The sequence below is a fragment of the Streptomyces violascens genome (genome assembly GCF_014649955.1).
Lineage (GTDB): Bacteria > Actinomycetota > Actinomycetes > Streptomycetales > Streptomycetaceae > Streptomyces > Streptomyces violascens.
In genome coordinates this window covers 184,739-198,967 of record NZ_BMUA01000008.1, presented here as the reverse complement: position 1 = coordinate 198,967, position 14,229 = coordinate 184,739, and the positions used below count along the sequence as shown (strand labels likewise).

Sequence of the window (14,229 nt, the reverse complement as noted above, 5' to 3'; positions counted from 1 at the left end):
GACGGGGCCTGAACGCTGACGATCAACTCTGGTGCGGGCAGCTGGTGACCCACCATCCGCAGGCCGCGCAGTACGTCGGGTTGGCGCGGACGAGGACGCGCAACAGGCGCTGGATCATGACTCGTTCACCCCCGCCCGCTCGCACGAACGTGGGCTGTGGGTGTGTAGCGGATCAGCCCACCCATGGGATAGGGGCTCTCGATCACCACGACGCCGTTGCGCAGTCCAACCGTGCGTTCGGCGATCAGGGCCTCGGTCATGTCGAGCTTCAGGTGCTCGCCAGTCATTTCGTGCGGGCACTCCCACACGGCACCGTCGACACTGATCTCCTTGGTGTAGGCCGCCCGGATGTCCACGTCGGAGACAGGGGCGCTGTCGTAGATCCGGAACCAGTCCTCGTGACGCGTCATGGCTTGTTCACCTCCGCCCTGGTCGCGCGTACGTGCGTCGCGGCCGGGTTGCGCGCGTCGTCGACCGCCTCGACGATCCAGTCCCCCACGCGGCGGCGACTGGGTGTAGCTGTAGTTGTAGTTCCCGGCGTAGCTGGATCCTGACCTGCGGGAACTACACCCACGGGCGGAGCTACAGGAGGGGTCGGAGAGGGGCAGGGGAGAGCGTCCAGGCGCACCCCCGTCGACACCTTCCGGCCGCGCATCCGGACGGACCCCGACACGGGCACCCCGGCCGCCTTGAGGGAGGCCCTCACCCGGGCCCCCGACCACGGCTCGCCGGTGAGCTCGCCGAGGAGGTCGGGGAGCACCGCGAGATGGACACCCGAGCGGGGCCCGATGCAGCGCCGGACGAGGTCGATGAACTCGGCGTCGGAGAGCGTCGATACGGGCTGCTCCTCGGCCGGCTCCGGGACCTCGGCCGCGGCGGCCGCCGGCGCCACCGGCTTGCGGGGCGGCCGGCCCGCGCGCCACGCCGCGAGGCCAAGCACGGGCAGCACAGCCCACAGCACGGCCGGGGCGGCGCGGACGATGCGCCACGCGATCCACACTCCGGCCACGACGAGGGCGAGGCGCACCCAGCAGCCCAACGAGGCCTGCCAGCCGGTGAGATCCTCGCGGCGCCCCGCGCGCACCCACGCTGAGGTTCGGTCGATGATGCGGCGGGCGAGCAGCGTGGCGCCGGTGGCGAGGCGCGACGCGGCCCGGTTGAGGCGGCTCACAGCAAACCACCCAGCCCGTTGAACGCAGCCACGACCTGGTCCCCGCCCTGATTCACAAGGCCAGGAAGCCAGTTCAAGAGGCTCGCTACTCCGGCCGTAACGCAGAGGGTGGAGCCGACCAACGCGCCGCCTGCCGTGCGCTTCTTGTCCTGCTTCCCTGCCGCTCGCCAGCCCAGGACGATGGCGATCGTCGCGAGGAACACCACGATCGCGCCGTTCGGCGTGAGCGCTCCGAGGCTGCCGTGCGCGAGCGTGGCGCTTCCTCCCCGCCCGGTGACGGCCGACACGGCCTTGTCTCCGACACCGTTGGTCACGCCCGGGGTGCAGCCTGCGAGCCAGCCCAGCAGGCCGCCGGTGCACATGGTCGACAGGGCGCCGAGCAGGAACCCGGACCCGAACGGAGCCAGCGCCTTGGGGTCGCGGGTGCCCTCCCACCAGGGCCGCAGGTTCGCCCACAGGACGGCGAGGGCAAGGGCGAGCCCGGCAAGAGACAGCCCCACTGTGGTGCCGTTCAACGGGTCACCCCCGTGAGAGCGGTCACCGGGTCGAACCAGGACATGGCGCCCGTCCCGCCGAGGACCGCGGTGACGAGCAGCGTGCGTGCCCACCACCGGCGGGAGCGGTCGAGGAGCAGCGTCACGGCGAGCGCGACGACGGCGAGCGCGTAGGCGCCGCCGGTGCTGGCCTCGGTGCGGCACTGATGCAGCGCCTCGGCCCACCCGCTGATGAGGCTGTGCCCACCGGGCAGGACCGGAAGCGCGGCTATCCCGGCCGTGAGGATCGTCTGCACGGGCCGCAGCCACGCCCACAGCCACGACCAGTCACGCGCGGGCTCGGGCTCCGGGGCGGGGTGAACGAGGTCTACGGTCACCCGTACTTCCAGCGGAGCAGGCGGCGGCGGCTCCGGCATGGAGTACCACGTCGGCGCCGGAGGAGGAGGCGGCGGAGGGGGAGGCGGCGCGGCCGAGAGCAGCGTCGGGATGTGCACGCCGGGCGGAATGATCCGCGTCGGCTCGATCGGCTGAGACATGGCAGGGCTCACAGAAGGTAGGCCGACACGGCGGCGGTGCTCACCGTGGTCGCGGCGAGCGTGACGGCCGACCGGTAGTGGCCGGCGTGCCAGGCGGCGACGACGAGGAGCGCGGCGAACGCGTCGGTGAGGCGGGCTGCTGCGGGCGTGGTGAGGCCGAGGGCGACGCACAGGTGCCAGCCGTCGGCCAGGTCACGGAGTTCGAGGTGGGCCACGGCGCTACCAGCCGACCCAGGCGAGGGCCAGGCACAGCGCTCCCGTGGCGATGCAGGAGACGGCGACGAGGAGCACGGCGCGTACGAGGGTGGCGTGCGGTACCTGGTCGCGGTACGTCCCGAGGGCCAGGCCGAGGGCGGCGACGATGGCCGCGGTGGGGAAGCCGATGAGGGCGAGCAGCATCAGGCACCCCGCCGCGTGCGCTTCTCGTCCCGCTCGATGCGGCTGATGGTTCGGATGATCGTGTCTCGGCGGACATCCGGACCATGAACCTGCCGGACGTAGGACACGAGCTTGTCCCTGTCCCGGACACCGGTGGACCGGCCTGTCCGGATCGTGTCCGCGATGGACTGGCCCGGCGGGGCGATCGGGTGCAGCGTGCCCCGTGACCTGCTGTCCTGCGTGTCCTGTCCGCTGTCCAGGATGGCGCGGACAGTGTCCTCGTCGTAGTCGATGCCGAGGATGTCGAGCTGGTCGAAGACGTCGTCCTCGGTCGCGTCGGGCACCGTGTCCAGGACAGCGCGGACAGCGGCCCGGACAGTCCCGGACGCGTGCCCGGCCCTGTCCTTGTCCTGTGTCCGAGCCTCGGTCTGCACCGGGTCGAGGAGGTCGAGGCGCGCCCCGACCGCGCCGCGCAGGGTCTGCCACGCCCGGCCGGGGAACATGATCCACCCCAACACGGGGATGTGCGGGAGGCGTTCGGCGACGAGGCCGCGGGCAGCGCGCTGCTCGTCACGCACGTCACGCCGGTGCAGCTCGGTGAGCAGCTCGACACCGCCGGACAGCGCGGCCAGGCCCCACGCTGCGGGCCGACCGCCGATGGCTTGGCCGTGCGACCAGTTGAGGACGCCGGACACGGCGACGAACGCCAAGAGTGACAGGCGCGGCAGTCCGGCCGGGGTGTTGCGTTCGATCGCCCGGCGGGCGTAGTCGGCGCAGATGAGGCCGGCGGCGTCGTACATGACGCTGAAGCCCCATGCTGCGGTGTGGTTCATGCCCCAGCGGATGAGGAGTCCGCTGATGGACCAGGCGGCGGCGCCGAGCATCATGAGGACGACGACGGCCCATGCGGTGCGGATGGCTCCGCCGAGGCGGCGTGGTGCGGTGGTCACGGTGCAGCTCCAGGAGCAGCGGGGCCGGGCCCGCGGGGAAGTGGCGGGCCCGGCCGGTTGATTGGTCAGCCGCGGGCGGCGATGGTCCACCAGCGGCGTGCTCCGGCCCGGCATGCCGCGGCCGCACGGTGTGGTGGAATCCAGGCGATGCTGTCCCGGGGGTCCATCCCGTCCTCGTTCGCGATGTGGCACGCGATGAGCACCGTGATCTCCCTGAACATGTCGGCGCTAGGCGTGCCGTGCTCGGGGTCCGGAGTGTCGGCGTCGCCCCAGATGGCCAGGCGGACGGCTTGGTCGGGGTTCAGCCCGGTGGAGTTCTCCAGCGTGCTGGCGACCTTGTCGAGCATGACCGCGATGTGGCCGGGCTTCTGTCCTGCCACGGTCACCACTCCCGAACGTGCACACGGGCCCGCAGGTACCGCGCGCGTGCGGGCCGCCGGGGGCGAAGTGGGCGCGCTGCGCGGCGTCGCGCTGCTCCTGGTCGCGCCGCGTCTTGTCGGCCTGCCAGGACACAGGCTTGGCGCCGCGGGCGAGTTCGTCACAGCGCGGGCAGCCGTCGACGAGGCGGCCGAAGCTCCCCTTGTGCGTGTGCTTGGTCGTCATGCCGCACCGCCCGCCGCGCGCCGAAGGATCAGCGCGTACTCGCCACGCGTGGTGGTCGAGCTGGGGGCGATGATCGGCATGAGGCGCAGCACCTCACGCTCCACCTCGTCCGCGCGCTGCGACCTGAAGCCGTGGGCCTGCGTGGCGTATCGCAGGGCGAGGGCGAGACGGATCGGCTCACGCATCACGCCGTCAGGGCGCACGGCGGAGAGCCGGTCGGCCGCGGCGTTGAGGACGGCACACCCGTCCGTGCTGGGGCCGGTAGCGCGTCGTGGGTATTCATCGGGCTGGACGTGATCGGTACGCTCAGGCATCGGGCCTGCTCCTTCGATCGCTTCAGAGTGGGTCCGCCCCCGGCCCATATGGCGTTCCAGCGCCGGGCCGGGGGCTTTGTGCGTCAGTAGCGCGTGGCCACTTCCTTGAAGTGTATGGGCCCCCATACGCTCTGGGGAAGCGGCCCGCCCGAAGAAGGGACCGGGTTTTGACCGACGAGGCGGAGCAGGTGATCAAGGCCATGGATGCTTTGGAGGAGATCGCCGACCCGACGGAGCGAGCGCGTGCGATCAGCAAGGTGCTCGCCGACCAGACCAAGCGGACGCCTCGACTCGCGGCGCTGCGACGGGAGGTCGTCGTCGACCTGCGTGCTCAGGGCATGTCGTTTCGGAAGATCGCTGCCGAGATCTCGGTGTCCCTCGGCACGGTGCAAGACATCCTGCGCGGCCACTCCGGGTCATGGGCCGACCGACCCAAGGCAGCCAAGGGGAACGATGACCCAGGAGCAAGCGAACAACCCGACGAACCGGCCACCGGCGGGAGTTGAGCACGGGAGTGCCACGGCCCTCTACCGCCTGTACGACAGTGCCGACCGGCTGCTCTACGTCGGCGTGACCAAGGACCCGTCCACCCGGTTCGCTGCTCACCGCAGTGACAAGCCGTGGTGGCCGCAGGTGGCGCGCCGCGAGGAGACGTGGCATCCCACGCGGAACAAGGCGTGCGAGGCGGAGTCAGCGGCCATCTGGAACGAGGCGCCGCTCTACAACCAGGCAGGCACGCCACAGGACAACGCCAAGCGGTCGGTACGGCAGCGGGCCAACCGGGAGCAGGCGAGGACCAAGGGCAAGGTCTTGCGGCAGGCGAACCAGCTTCGGCGACTGGTCCAGGCCAGACTCGTTGAGGCGGGCGCGCCAGAGCGTACGGCGCGGCGGGCCGGGCTCATGGCCGAGCGGGCGTACAAGGAAGCGTCGGGCGCCTTCCCCGATGGGGTGGCCTACCCGCCTGTGGTTTGGTTGTAGCTGCGCGCACACGTCAGCCCCCGCCGTGAGCGGGCGGGGGCTTTTGCTGCCAGCCGATGATTCCAGCCCTAGTGTCTGCTCATGGAATGGGGAGATGTGCCCGCATGGGCAGCGCTCGTGCTCTCGGTTGGCGCTTTCATCGTCAGTCTCAAGGCGCGTGGTGACGGTAGGCGGTCCGCAGATGCCGCTGCAACAGCAGCGGAAGCGTCGGTCAGATCGGCGGACGCCGCCGAGGCGGCACTGGCCCATGAGCAGAGCCAGGCGCAGGAGAGGCGCCTAGCCGAGGCGGAAGCGGCCAGACCAAAGGTGGAACTCGCCATTCACCACTTGTACGGCACCAAGTACCGCATCGTGAACGATGGCCAGGCCTCGGCGAACGCAGTCATGGTAAGTGATCGAGACCTACCCACAACTCAGAACCTGAGCCCAGGGGTGCCGTCCTCGCTGGCTGCTGGCGAAGGGCGCGACTTCACGATGGCCGGGGGTTGGGGTCGGCCTGTTCCGCCGCAACTGTTCGTTCGCTGGCAGGACCAGGATGACTGGATCCCCCTGCGGGTGCCATCCCGGTATTGACTGGCGTAGCCCCGGTGCGGCTGACGATCCATTCGGGCAGCGTCTCCGCAGTGTCGTACTGGAGCGCTGCTCGCAACATCAACGAAGCTTAGGCACCTTGATGTGCGGCGGGGCCTTGGGCAACTTCAGGGGCGGCGCCTTCGGCAGCTTGGGTACCTTCGGCGGTTTCACGACCCCCTTATGCCACGAACAGGCGCCCTGCCCCGATGCCCCCGAGAACGTACCGTCGCCGCACAGGGAGCCCCCACCGGCCGGGACGCTGGACACCACGGGCGGCGCCGAGTCCGGGTCAGGCGTGTACCGGGGGCTGTAGGTAGCACGCGGAGGAGGGGCCGCGGGTGACCGCGTCGATGTCCTGCCTATGCACCAGATGACGTCGTCCACCCGACTGTCGTCGGGGCAGGTGTACGACGGTTTCGGCGTTGGCGCGGCCGGAGGTGCGCTGTAGGCCGCCTGCGGCTGGTCGTCAGTGCTGGCGGCATAAGGCTGCGCTCCGCCTAGCGCGATGATCACCACACCACTGAGAACGGATACCGCGACCGTGATGCCGGCTGCGCGCGCACCATGGCCATTTGCCATGTCCCCTCCCAAGGTCGGGGTCATGATGTCACGTTCGCCATGTCGGGCAGAAGGCGATGCGCTGGCCTGACCGTCAAGAGGATGGCCGACGCCGCACACGACTGGGACGTGAAGGCGCGGCGCCTCGCGGGGTACCTCGCATACCGACTCCCGCCGGACCAACAGACTGACCCTGAGCACGCGTCAGCCCCCGCCCGACCCTGGGCGGGGGCTCGCGCATGCACAGCTCACGCAGTGTGAGTAGCGATCCATTCGGGCAGCGTCTCCGCCATGACGAGTGGCCGCAGAGACTCGCCCCTCCCGCCTGGGACGGGGGCGGGAGGGGCGAGTCTCGATCGAGGGCCGATCGGACCTACTTGTCGGGCGTGACCTTCTGACCGGTGACGCCGTCGAGCCACACGTCGGCGTTGTTCGCACCTACCAGCCAGACGGGGCGCCATTGGCCGCCCACTTGCTGGGCGAGGAGCTGAGCGCTCGTCGTCTTGGCGCCGGCGGCCTTTGCCGCCTGCGCTCGCGCGGTGTTCTCCGTGACGGTCGCCTGAGGCAGGGCAGGGTCCTTGACCGCCTTGGAAGTGAAACCGATCATTCGGCCGGTCTTGGTGATCGTGAAGTCGAGCCGCATGGGCATCATGACGCCGTGGCGGTGGCGGCGGTAGGTCACCAGGTATGCAGCATCGGACCCGTCGCCAAGGGTACGGATCGTCTGATCGCTTCCTGCGAGGCTGTCGGGGAAGTGCTTTTCGGCGAAGGTGCGGGCGACTTGGCCCGCTTGGGCCCCGCTCAGCTTGCCAGTGTCGCCACGGTTGTTGGAAGCCCAGGCTTTCTCAAGGGTTCGGTCCGGCCACCAGCCTGAAATCGTTCCGCGGTTCGTCGTAGCGCTGATCTTCCATCGGCTCCCGTCCTTCTCCGCGGACGTCTCGGTGGCGTGTGTGCCGGGTCCGAACACGGCCTCCGCCTCGGAGGACAGCCAGGCGTCGGAGCCGTCAGTGGCATCGCCGAAGGCCTGACGGGAGTCGTCGATCGCGACGACATTGATGCCCTTCACCTGGGAGTTGAAGCCACCGGCCAGTGCTGCCGAGCCGACGAGTGCGATCCCTGCAGCCCAGGCAAGGTCGCGTAGCGGTCGACGGAGAGGGCGATCATTCATCCGCAGCCACACCGTGGCGCCCGCGACACCGAGAAGCGCGCCTATCGAATTGGCTGTGACGTCGGTGACGCTGCACGAACGGCCCAACGGCGTGACGGATTGGATGAATTCGATCAATCCGCTGAAGACCACAAATGTGGCAGCCGTCGTTGCGGGCCGGCGGAACAGCAGCGTGCTCAGTGCGGCCCCAGGGGCGAACAAGCCGATGTTGAGGAGGGAGCTCGACGACGTGAGTACATGGCCCGGAAGGCCTGTGTCGCACTGGCCAACTGGTGTGCCGGCGCCGCTCGGGAGCAAGGTCACCGTGGATACGCCCGCCATGCAGATGGCCAGCAGCACGGGAAGGAGTAGTGGCTTCTTTCGTGCCCGAGATATGAGTGCCGTGGTTCCAGCGAGTACGGCAGCCAGGATCAGGAACGACAGGATGAGCCCCGGTACCGCCCCGATAGACGCTTTGATCACAGTGTGGCCTTTTCGTGGGGAGCTGCGGCTGGAGGGAACAAGTCACCCTCCAGCCGCAACGGCTTCCGGAACTAGCAGACGGATACGGGCGGCGTGTAGTACTTGCCCGTGCTCGCAACCATGTAGCCGGTGATGTTACAGGTGGACGAAGACTCAGACTTGGCGATTCCACCCCAACTGTTGGTCTTCGTCTGGCCGGAGGAGACGGTCATCGCGTCCGTCTTGCGAAGTCGGTTGTCCGTCCACACGGCCAGCTGAATGGAGACGCTGGAGCCGCCCGTCTTCTTGTAGCTGGTCTGGGAGTAGAACAGGCTGCAATTTCCGGAGACGTTGCAACCGTCGTCGGCGTAGACGCTTAGAGTTCCGTTGCTGAGCGAGGTACTGGCTCCCCCGAAAGCGAACGCTGTCCCGCCTGTCAATGCCAACGCGCCGGTCAGCGCGGCTACGGTTACGGCTTTCTTGAACATGAAATGCCCCTCCCCTTGAATTAGCCCGAGTCGAACATGTGTCCGATGGGCGGTGACAAAGGGAAGACTCGCTGAACTCCTCATGACGAGCAACATGTTTAACCTGCCTTGACTGAAACGCGACGCCCGGATTACCCATATTTGCGCCGCCTCGGTAGGTGCTGAATCGCCTGCTGCGCCGGAAAGTCGGCTGCCCCTAGCGCTCATCGCGGTGGCTCTATGGTGGGTCTTCCCCTCGCTGCAAGTGGCGTGAACTAACCCCACCAGCAGAATAATTGGGAATTGATCCGACGGCCTCGACAGGAGGATTTAGCCCTGGGCTCCCGTGTATGGATCGGACTGCGTTCGGCGGTCGTTCGCATACTCCCGCCCATGGTTGGGCCACCGCGCCTCGCAGTACTCGCCTGCCCGTGATGAGGGTGCAGGCGAGGAGGAGAGCGGGGCGAGTCACCGGACCTCCCCGTCGAGTCCTCGCGCGTCGAGATCCTGCTGCCCCAGCTGGACGCACGCAGCGTGCAGCTCTCTGGCCTTCTCCTGGGCGTTCAGAGCGGCGTCGGCGCAAGACCACCGCCCCCATCCCCAGCAGGGCCGCCACGGGCCACACAGCGGCCTGCGCGTAGACGCACGCCACGGCGAGCAGCCCGACCCAGGTGGCGAACAGCAGGATCATGCGGGCGCGTTCGAGTCGGGTCATGGCGTAAACCTCCTGGTAGTGATGCCGCGCACCTCGGCATAGGCGGCGCACTGTGACGCCCCGTGACTGCCGTGCACGTCCGGCCGGGTGCAGTTCCACTTGGTGCACGGCGCGATGAACGCCAGGCACAGGGACGGGCGGGAGTCGACCATCAGCCGGTTGCGGGCAGGGCCGGCGCCCGGACCCTGCTTCCAGGCGGCGGGGTGGGGCTCGTCGGTGACGCCGCCGAGCAGCGTGGCGCGGCAGTCGCGGACCCACAGGGCGGCGTGCCGGTCGGCGCCGGTGTCGCACGCGCCGTGCACGACGACTATCGGGCGGCCGGACTCCTGCCAGGCGCAGGCGAGTTCACGGCGTACACGCTGCTCGTCGCGCCAGTCGCGCGAGCCGGTGACGAGGACCCGGTACGGGGCGGCGGTCATCAGCAGCGGTCCTTCCAGGACTGGAACAGGGCGTAGCCGAGGGCGAAGAGCGAAGCGGAGAGGTTGGCTGCGGCGAGCCAGAGCACGACGGTGAGCGCGGTCGTCATCGGCCGGCCTCCCGCGGCTTGCGTGCAGCCTCGCGGCGGCGGTGAGCGGCGGTGCGGGCGAGGTGCACCCGGCCGTCGCGGAGACGGGAGCCCCGGGTGTCGAGGCAGGGGGCGCCGGCCACACAGTCGCAGCGCGGGCACTGGATCATGAGGGCGGGGTTGTGGATCGTGGGCTCACGACGGGTCATCGGTGGTCCTTCCGTGGCGGGTTGAGGTCGACGGCGACCAGCGCCGTGCCGATGGAGACGAGCGCGATGTACACGGCGAGACAGAGGTAGATCACGACGGCTGCTCCTCGGCCGGATCCAGCCACACAACCTCGGTGGCCCCGCCATGCCCGTGAACGTGCTCGGCGTCGGCCATGCCGCCCCGGTCCCAGAACACGATCGACGGCCGGTCGCCGAGCCAGCGCACCGAGGCAGTCCCGTCGGGCCAGCACACGCCGAGGGCAACGACGCCGGTGCCGGAGATCCCGGACACGTCACGGTGGCGCAGCAGTTGGAAGCGGCGGGGGAGTTCAGCCGGCGCGTCACCCCCTCGGGGTGCAGGCAGGCGCGGCGGGGTCGTGTCGTAGCCGGGGCCACTGTGCGTGAGGGCCGCCAGGAAGCGGCGCCAGAAGCCGCTCACGACGCGCTCCCCGCGGCAGCTGCTCCAGGCTGGCGGACGGTGCCGCGGATGCCCGCGACGACCTCCTCGGTGCGCCCCGCCGCCACCTGAACGGTCAGCACTGCGCGACCGGTCGACACGGAGAGGCAGAGGACCGGGGCGCCGGACGCGTCAACGTCCGGCGAGATGGCGAGGCGCCTGCCGTAGACGTCGGTGTACTCGAACACGGTGGTGCTCCTTACGCGTTGTAGTCGGGGGCAGGAGGGTCGAGGCGCGGCGCGCGCGGCTGCTCGCCGCCCGCCACACGGCACTCGTCGCGGTCGAAGTGCTAGCGGGGCGCGAGGTTCGACGGCTGGCCCGGCTCCGGCACCGGCCCGAACCACGTCCACCGGGCGGGGTCGACGGCGATCTCTTCGCCGCAGTGGGCGCACGGGTAGACGCGCTGGTCTAGGTCGCTGATCCACGCGGCGCACACCGCAGCGACCTGAACCAGCTCGGCCCGCAGCGCGGCGGGGTCGGACTCGGCGAAGGCCTCGGCGACCTCCTCACCGAGGATGTCCCGCCACGTGACGACACCCCTCTCGGCGGCGTACTGGCACGCCGTGCGGGCGTCGCGCGCGGCCCGTTGGTCCAGGGCGCCGCCGGTGCCGTTGGGGTGGCGCTGCTCGCCCCACTTGATGAGCTGAGCCTGACGCTCAGCGTCAACGGCCTCGGCGAACCGGGCGACACCGGGGGTGCGGAACAGGGTCGGGTACATGGCGGGTGTCCTTACGCGGGGAGAGGCGGCGAGACGGGGTGTCTCGTTGCCGTGGGATGTGGTTGTCCGGGGTCAGGCGACGTCGGTGTTGGGGTGGTCGGTGGGGTGGGTGGGTCTGTCGGGGTGGCTGCCGGTGGCGGGGTCGCAGCCGAGGTGTACGGCGTATCCGCGGTCAGCCCAGTCGCGGCTGAGGGGGTGGTTGCAGATGTCGCAGAGGGGGGTTGTTGGTGTGGCTGTTCCTGGCGTTCCCTCCCCGTTCCCCCCTCTTCGAGGGGGGAACGGGGGGAACGGGGGGCGTTCCTGACGTTCCCTCGGTGTTACCGGGGAACGTTTGAGCTGGGGCTTTACCGTCCCTTGACGCGTTCCGGGGAACGTTCCCGGGGAACGTCTCTTGGAAGGGGTCGGGGGAACGTTCCGGGGAACGCCGAGCGCTGTCCGATTTGGCCCTGTTTTGGCGGGCCTTGACTACGCGGGCGATCTTGTCGGATCCGGCGGGGATCTGGAGCTCGGCGAGCTTGGCCTTGACGACCCGGTTGCCCGCGTCGAGGGGGACGCCGGCGCCGTCGAGGGCGAGGATGATCTGCTCGTCGGAGCCGACGATGTTCTGTTCGAGGTGCTCGTAGGTCATGAGGATGTGGCGGGTGCAGCCGGGCATGTAGCGGTCGCCGTCCCTGCGGGCCTGGCGCACCAGCGCGAACTGTTCGGGGCCGATGCCGGTACGGGTGTGGGTGCGGCGCAGCAGCAGGTTCCCGCCGCCCTGTGCGCGCAGCTCCCATACGTGGTCGACGTCTTGTGTCTTGGCGGAGGAGCCGCGGGCGCCTCGCTCGCCGTCCTTGCCCATGTGGTCGAGGCGTACGGAGGCGACGCCGGCGCGCTTGAGGGGGAGCAGGGTGTGGCGGTAGAGGGAGAGCCAGGTGTCGGCGTCGTTCTCGGGGCCGGAGATGAAGCGGGACACGGTGTCGAGGCAGACGAGTTGGGCCTCGCAGTCCCGCACCAGGGCGAGGAGGTCTTGCCCGCCGCCCGCGGTGTCGAGGGGGCGGATCGGCGGGAAGCTGGCGTACGACATGAGGCCCATGCGGCCGGGGCCGCCGCCGTACGACACGAAGCGTTCCTGAATGTCCTGGTGTCCGTTCTCGGCGTCGACGTACAGCACCGGCACGGCGGGCTGCGGCCGGTCACCGAGGCAGCTCTGGCCGGTGGCCATGCGCCACAGCCACTCCTGGACGAGGAGGGACTTGCCGGCCTTGCCGTCGCCGACGACGGTGATCTGTTGGCCGGGGGCGAGGAGGCGGCCGGGCAGGAGGTCGACGGCGCCGAAGTCGGTGGCGAAGAAGGGGCCCCAGTCGAGGAGGGCGCCGGTGAGGTGGGTGGGGCTGTCGGCGGTGGTGCGGCTGGCTTCGTACTCGGTCTGCTTGGCGGTGAGCTTGTCGAGGTGGTCGGGGTCGGCGGTGCCGGTGAGGATGGCGGCTTCGATGGCGGTGGCGTGTTCGAGGTGGCGGCGCAGGCGGGCCTCGTCGCGGATGCGTTCGGCGAACGCGGGGGCCATGGAGGGGGTGATGTAGTCGGTGCCGAGGCGGTCGATGAGGGCGCCGCCGTCGACCTCGCGCAGTCGGCCGAGGCGGTCGATCTCGGCTCGGACGAGGACGGGGTGGAGCTCTTTGTTCTCGGCGACCATGCCGCCGACGACGTCCCAGATGAGGCGGACAGGGCGGAGGTACAGGTCGTCACGTTTGATGATCTGGGCGCAGGCCTTGTAGGCCTCGGGGTCGTGCATGATGACGCCGCCGATGAGCCACTCGGCATCAGCGTCATGGGGCATGCGCCGGTTGAGGGCGTCACTGTCCCCCGTGTCGCGCGGGAGGGGACGGACGTTCTCCACGTGCTGGCTCCTCAGAACAGGGTGGTGGGCGGGCAGCGGTGCTGAGTGACGTGGGGGTGGGGGCACGCTGCGGGGTGGTCGCGGCCGGTCCAGCGCAGGCGAGGGGCCGTGTGGGGGCCTGCGCGGTAGAGGCACCAGATGAGCCGGTTGGGTTCGCGTACGGCGCGCTGCTCGGCGGGGGTGAGCGGGGTGAGGTCCGCGGTGACGTCGAGGGCGGCGACCCGGCCCACCAGCTGGCGGAGGATGGGCGCGGAGCAGGAGGGGCACCGGGTGGTGCCGCTCCCGCTCGCGCGCCCCGCCATCAGGCGCAGGCGCCGTTCATGATCGGCTGGTCGATCTGCTCGGCGATCGCCTTGACGACGTCAGCGAATGCTGTCCGCTGGATGTCGCCGGGCCGCTCCAGCTTGTAGCCGATGCGGAGTTCCCCGCCCCGCTCGATGCGGTAGCGCAGCCGGGCGGTGAGCTTGTAGCCCTCGCTGCCCTCGAACGGCACCAGCCCGATGGTGAACGTCTCGGGGATGGTCAGCTGTCCCTTGCTGCCCGCCTTCGCGGTGGTCGTCTCGACGTACGACAGCTGACGCTGGCCGGTGGCGAGACGGGTGCCGGCCTGGAACTCGGCCTTGGTGGCGCCCTGGATGGACTGCGCGATCTCCAGCATGTCCGCGGCGGTCGGCTCGATCAGCTCCGGGAGGTGGTCCTCTAGGAACTCGGCGAACGGCTCCTGTGCCATGAGCTTGCCGTCGTAGGCGAGCCACTGCTTCCACGCGTCGGTCTGGCGCAGCGACAGGGCGAGGCGGTGGCCGGACCACCGGGCCGTGTCCGCGGTGTGGGCGTCGAGGATGGCGGTGACGGTGAGCCGTTCGGCGTCGGCGAACACTTCGGTGTTCTCGTCGTGGTGCTTGTCGTAGTAGGCGTGGAAGGAGACGGCGTCGCGGACGAGGGTGGTGCCCTGCTTACGGCTCGGGACACCCGTGAAGGCGGGTCCGCTCAGGTCGACCTCATGCACTCCGGTGGGGGTGTTGAAGGCGTAGATCTTGCCGGGCTCCAGTTCGGCCGGGGTGGCGGAGAGGCGCGCGGTCTCAACGATGGTCTGGACGTTGTCGATGTCGGTCACG

The 14,229-nt window shown here is 69.9% G+C and carries 22 protein-coding genes; 3 read left to right on the top strand and 19 right to left on the bottom strand.

Going from position 1 to position 14,229, the window contains the following annotated elements; translation table 11 throughout:
- Positions 1 to 125 precede the first annotated feature (125 nt).
- The 9 genes from IE206_RS18900 to IE206_RS18860 form a co-directional block, all read right to left on the bottom strand.
- The gene (locus tag IE206_RS18900) at positions 126 to 410 is read right to left on the bottom strand and encodes a hypothetical protein (protein WP_189963405.1); all 285 of its coding nucleotides are present in this window, start codon (positions 408 to 410) and stop codon (positions 126 to 128) included.
- Positions 407 to 1,171 (bottom strand): hypothetical protein, encoded by a 765-nt coding sequence (locus IE206_RS18895; protein ID WP_189963403.1) that lies wholly within the window; start codon positions 1,169 to 1,171, stop codon positions 407 to 409. The genes IE206_RS18900 and IE206_RS18895 overlap by 4 nt, the downstream gene beginning before the upstream one ends.
- On the bottom strand, positions 1,168 to 1,686 hold the full coding sequence (locus IE206_RS18890) for a hypothetical protein (protein WP_226599725.1): 519 nt from the start codon (positions 1,684 to 1,686) through the stop codon (positions 1,168 to 1,170). The genes IE206_RS18895 and IE206_RS18890 overlap by 4 nt, the downstream gene beginning before the upstream one ends.
- The gene (locus IE206_RS18885; RefSeq protein WP_189963401.1) at positions 1,683 to 2,201 is read right to left on the bottom strand and encodes a hypothetical protein; all 519 of its coding nucleotides are present in this window, start codon (positions 2,199 to 2,201) and stop codon (positions 1,683 to 1,685) included. Before IE206_RS18885 ends, IE206_RS18890 begins: the two co-directional genes overlap by 4 nt.
- An 8-nt stretch (positions 2,202 to 2,209) precedes the next feature.
- Positions 2,210 to 2,416, bottom strand: coding sequence for a hypothetical protein (locus IE206_RS18880; protein WP_189963398.1), 207 nt, complete (start codon positions 2,414 to 2,416; stop codon positions 2,210 to 2,212).
- A 4-nt stretch (positions 2,417 to 2,420) separates the two neighbouring features.
- Positions 2,421 to 2,600 (bottom strand): hypothetical protein, encoded by a 180-nt coding sequence (locus IE206_RS18875; protein WP_189963397.1) that lies wholly within the window; start codon positions 2,598 to 2,600, stop codon positions 2,421 to 2,423.
- Entirely contained in the window at positions 2,600 to 3,529 is a 930-nt protein-coding gene (locus IE206_RS18870; protein ID WP_226599724.1) for a DUF2637 domain-containing protein, read from the bottom strand. Before IE206_RS18870 ends, IE206_RS18875 begins: the two co-directional genes overlap by 1 nt.
- Before the next feature lie 65 nt (positions 3,530 to 3,594).
- Positions 3,595 to 3,909: a hypothetical protein gene (locus tag IE206_RS18865; protein WP_189963392.1), complete on the bottom strand. Its 315-nt coding sequence runs from the start codon at positions 3,907 to 3,909 to the stop codon at positions 3,595 to 3,597.
- Positions 3,910 to 4,128: 219 nt separating this feature from the next.
- On the bottom strand, positions 4,129 to 4,446 hold the full coding sequence (locus IE206_RS18860) for a hypothetical protein (RefSeq protein WP_189963390.1): 318 nt from the start codon (positions 4,444 to 4,446) through the stop codon (positions 4,129 to 4,131).
- A 167-nt stretch (positions 4,447 to 4,613) separates the two neighbouring features.
- Between IE206_RS18860 and IE206_RS18855 the strand changes: the two genes are divergently transcribed.
- The 3 genes from IE206_RS18855 (at position 4,614) to IE206_RS18845 (ending at position 5,997) form a co-directional block, all read left to right on the top strand.
- Positions 4,614 to 4,952, top strand: a complete 339-nt coding sequence (locus tag IE206_RS18855) for a sigma-70 RNA polymerase sigma factor region 4 domain-containing protein (protein WP_189963388.1) — start codon at positions 4,614 to 4,616, stop codon at positions 4,950 to 4,952.
- Positions 4,900 to 5,424, top strand: coding sequence for a GIY-YIG nuclease family protein (locus IE206_RS18850; RefSeq protein WP_189963386.1), 525 nt, complete (start codon positions 4,900 to 4,902; stop codon positions 5,422 to 5,424). The genes IE206_RS18855 and IE206_RS18850 overlap by 53 nt, the downstream gene beginning before the upstream one ends.
- 81 nt (positions 5,425 to 5,505) lie before the next feature.
- Complete coding sequence (locus tag IE206_RS18845) at positions 5,506 to 5,997, top strand: hypothetical protein (protein ID WP_189963384.1); 492 nt, start codon at positions 5,506 to 5,508, stop codon at positions 5,995 to 5,997.
- A 931-nt stretch (positions 5,998 to 6,928) separates the two neighbouring features.
- On the opposite strand, the gene IE206_RS18840 is transcribed toward IE206_RS18845, so the two are convergent.
- The 10 genes from IE206_RS18840 to IE206_RS18795 form a co-directional block, all read right to left on the bottom strand.
- Positions 6,929 to 8,062, bottom strand: coding sequence for a VanZ family protein (locus IE206_RS18840; RefSeq protein WP_189963382.1), 1,134 nt, complete (start codon positions 8,060 to 8,062; stop codon positions 6,929 to 6,931).
- Positions 8,063 to 8,256: 194 nt separating this feature from the next.
- Entirely contained in the window at positions 8,257 to 8,652 is a 396-nt protein-coding gene (locus IE206_RS18835; RefSeq protein ID WP_189963381.1) for a hypothetical protein, read from the bottom strand.
- A 690-nt stretch (positions 8,653 to 9,342) separates the two neighbouring features.
- Positions 9,343 to 9,765, bottom strand: a complete 423-nt coding sequence (locus IE206_RS18830) for an SLOG family protein (protein WP_189963379.1) — start codon at positions 9,763 to 9,765, stop codon at positions 9,343 to 9,345.
- 103 nt (positions 9,766 to 9,868) lie between these two features.
- Positions 9,869 to 10,060, bottom strand: coding sequence for a hypothetical protein (locus IE206_RS18825; RefSeq protein ID WP_189963377.1), 192 nt, complete (start codon positions 10,058 to 10,060; stop codon positions 9,869 to 9,871).
- Between the two features lie 91 nt (positions 10,061 to 10,151).
- Positions 10,152 to 10,499 (bottom strand): hypothetical protein, encoded by a 348-nt coding sequence (locus tag IE206_RS18820; RefSeq protein WP_226599723.1) that lies wholly within the window; start codon positions 10,497 to 10,499, stop codon positions 10,152 to 10,154.
- Positions 10,496 to 10,705, bottom strand: coding sequence for a hypothetical protein (locus IE206_RS18815; protein ID WP_189963376.1), 210 nt, complete (start codon positions 10,703 to 10,705; stop codon positions 10,496 to 10,498). Before IE206_RS18815 ends, IE206_RS18820 begins: the two co-directional genes overlap by 4 nt.
- Before the next feature lie 101 nt (positions 10,706 to 10,806).
- The gene (locus IE206_RS18810) at positions 10,807 to 11,235 is read right to left on the bottom strand and encodes a hypothetical protein (RefSeq protein ID WP_189963373.1); all 429 of its coding nucleotides are present in this window, start codon (positions 11,233 to 11,235) and stop codon (positions 10,807 to 10,809) included.
- 172 nt (positions 11,236 to 11,407) lie between these two features.
- Positions 11,408 to 13,114: an AAA family ATPase gene (locus IE206_RS18805; protein WP_189963371.1), complete on the bottom strand. Its 1,707-nt coding sequence runs from the start codon at positions 13,112 to 13,114 to the stop codon at positions 11,408 to 11,410.
- A gap of 11 nt (positions 13,115 to 13,125) precedes the next feature.
- A complete protein-coding gene (locus IE206_RS18800) occupies positions 13,126 to 13,416 on the bottom strand; it encodes a hypothetical protein (RefSeq protein ID WP_226599722.1) in 291 nt (96 codons plus the stop codon).
- Positions 13,416 to 14,228, bottom strand: a complete 813-nt coding sequence (locus tag IE206_RS18795) for a DUF2303 family protein (protein ID WP_189963369.1) — start codon at positions 14,226 to 14,228, stop codon at positions 13,416 to 13,418. The genes IE206_RS18800 and IE206_RS18795 overlap by 1 nt, the downstream gene beginning before the upstream one ends.
- Between the last annotated feature and the right edge of the window lies 1 nt (position 14,229).

Excerpts from the sequence above, each read along its gene's own strand:
- IE206_RS18900 (WP_189963405.1), bottom strand. The coding sequence starts at position 410 with ATGACGCGTCACGAGGACTGGTTCCGGATCTACGACAGCGCCCCTGTC.
- IE206_RS18885 (WP_189963401.1), bottom strand. The coding sequence starts at position 2,201 with ATGTCTCAGCCGATCGAGCCGACGCGGATCATTCCGCCCGGCGTGCAC.
- IE206_RS18875 (WP_189963397.1), bottom strand. The coding sequence starts at position 2,600 with ATGCTGCTCGCCCTCATCGGCTTCCCCACCGCGGCCATCGTCGCCGCC.
- IE206_RS18860 (WP_189963390.1), bottom strand. The coding sequence starts at position 4,446 with ATGCCTGAGCGTACCGATCACGTCCAGCCCGATGAATACCCACGACGC.
- IE206_RS18850 (WP_189963386.1), top strand. The coding sequence starts at position 4,900 with ATGACCCAGGAGCAAGCGAACAACCCGACGAACCGGCCACCGGCGGGA.
- IE206_RS18845 (WP_189963384.1), top strand. The coding sequence starts at position 5,506 with ATGGAATGGGGAGATGTGCCCGCATGGGCAGCGCTCGTGCTCTCGGTT.
- IE206_RS18835 (WP_189963381.1), bottom strand. The coding sequence starts at position 8,652 with ATGTTCAAGAAAGCCGTAACCGTAGCCGCGCTGACCGGCGCGTTGGCA.
- IE206_RS18830 (WP_189963379.1), bottom strand. The coding sequence starts at position 9,765 with ATGACCGCCGCCCCGTACCGGGTCCTCGTCACCGGCTCGCGCGACTGG.
- IE206_RS18825 (WP_189963377.1), bottom strand. The coding sequence starts at position 10,060 with ATGACCCGTCGTGAGCCCACGATCCACAACCCCGCCCTCATGATCCAG.
- IE206_RS18810 (WP_189963373.1), bottom strand. The coding sequence starts at position 11,235 with ATGTACCCGACCCTGTTCCGCACCCCCGGTGTCGCCCGGTTCGCCGAG.
- IE206_RS18800 (WP_226599722.1), bottom strand. The coding sequence starts at position 13,416 with ATGGCGGGGCGCGCGAGCGGGAGCGGCACCACCCGGTGCCCCTCCTGC.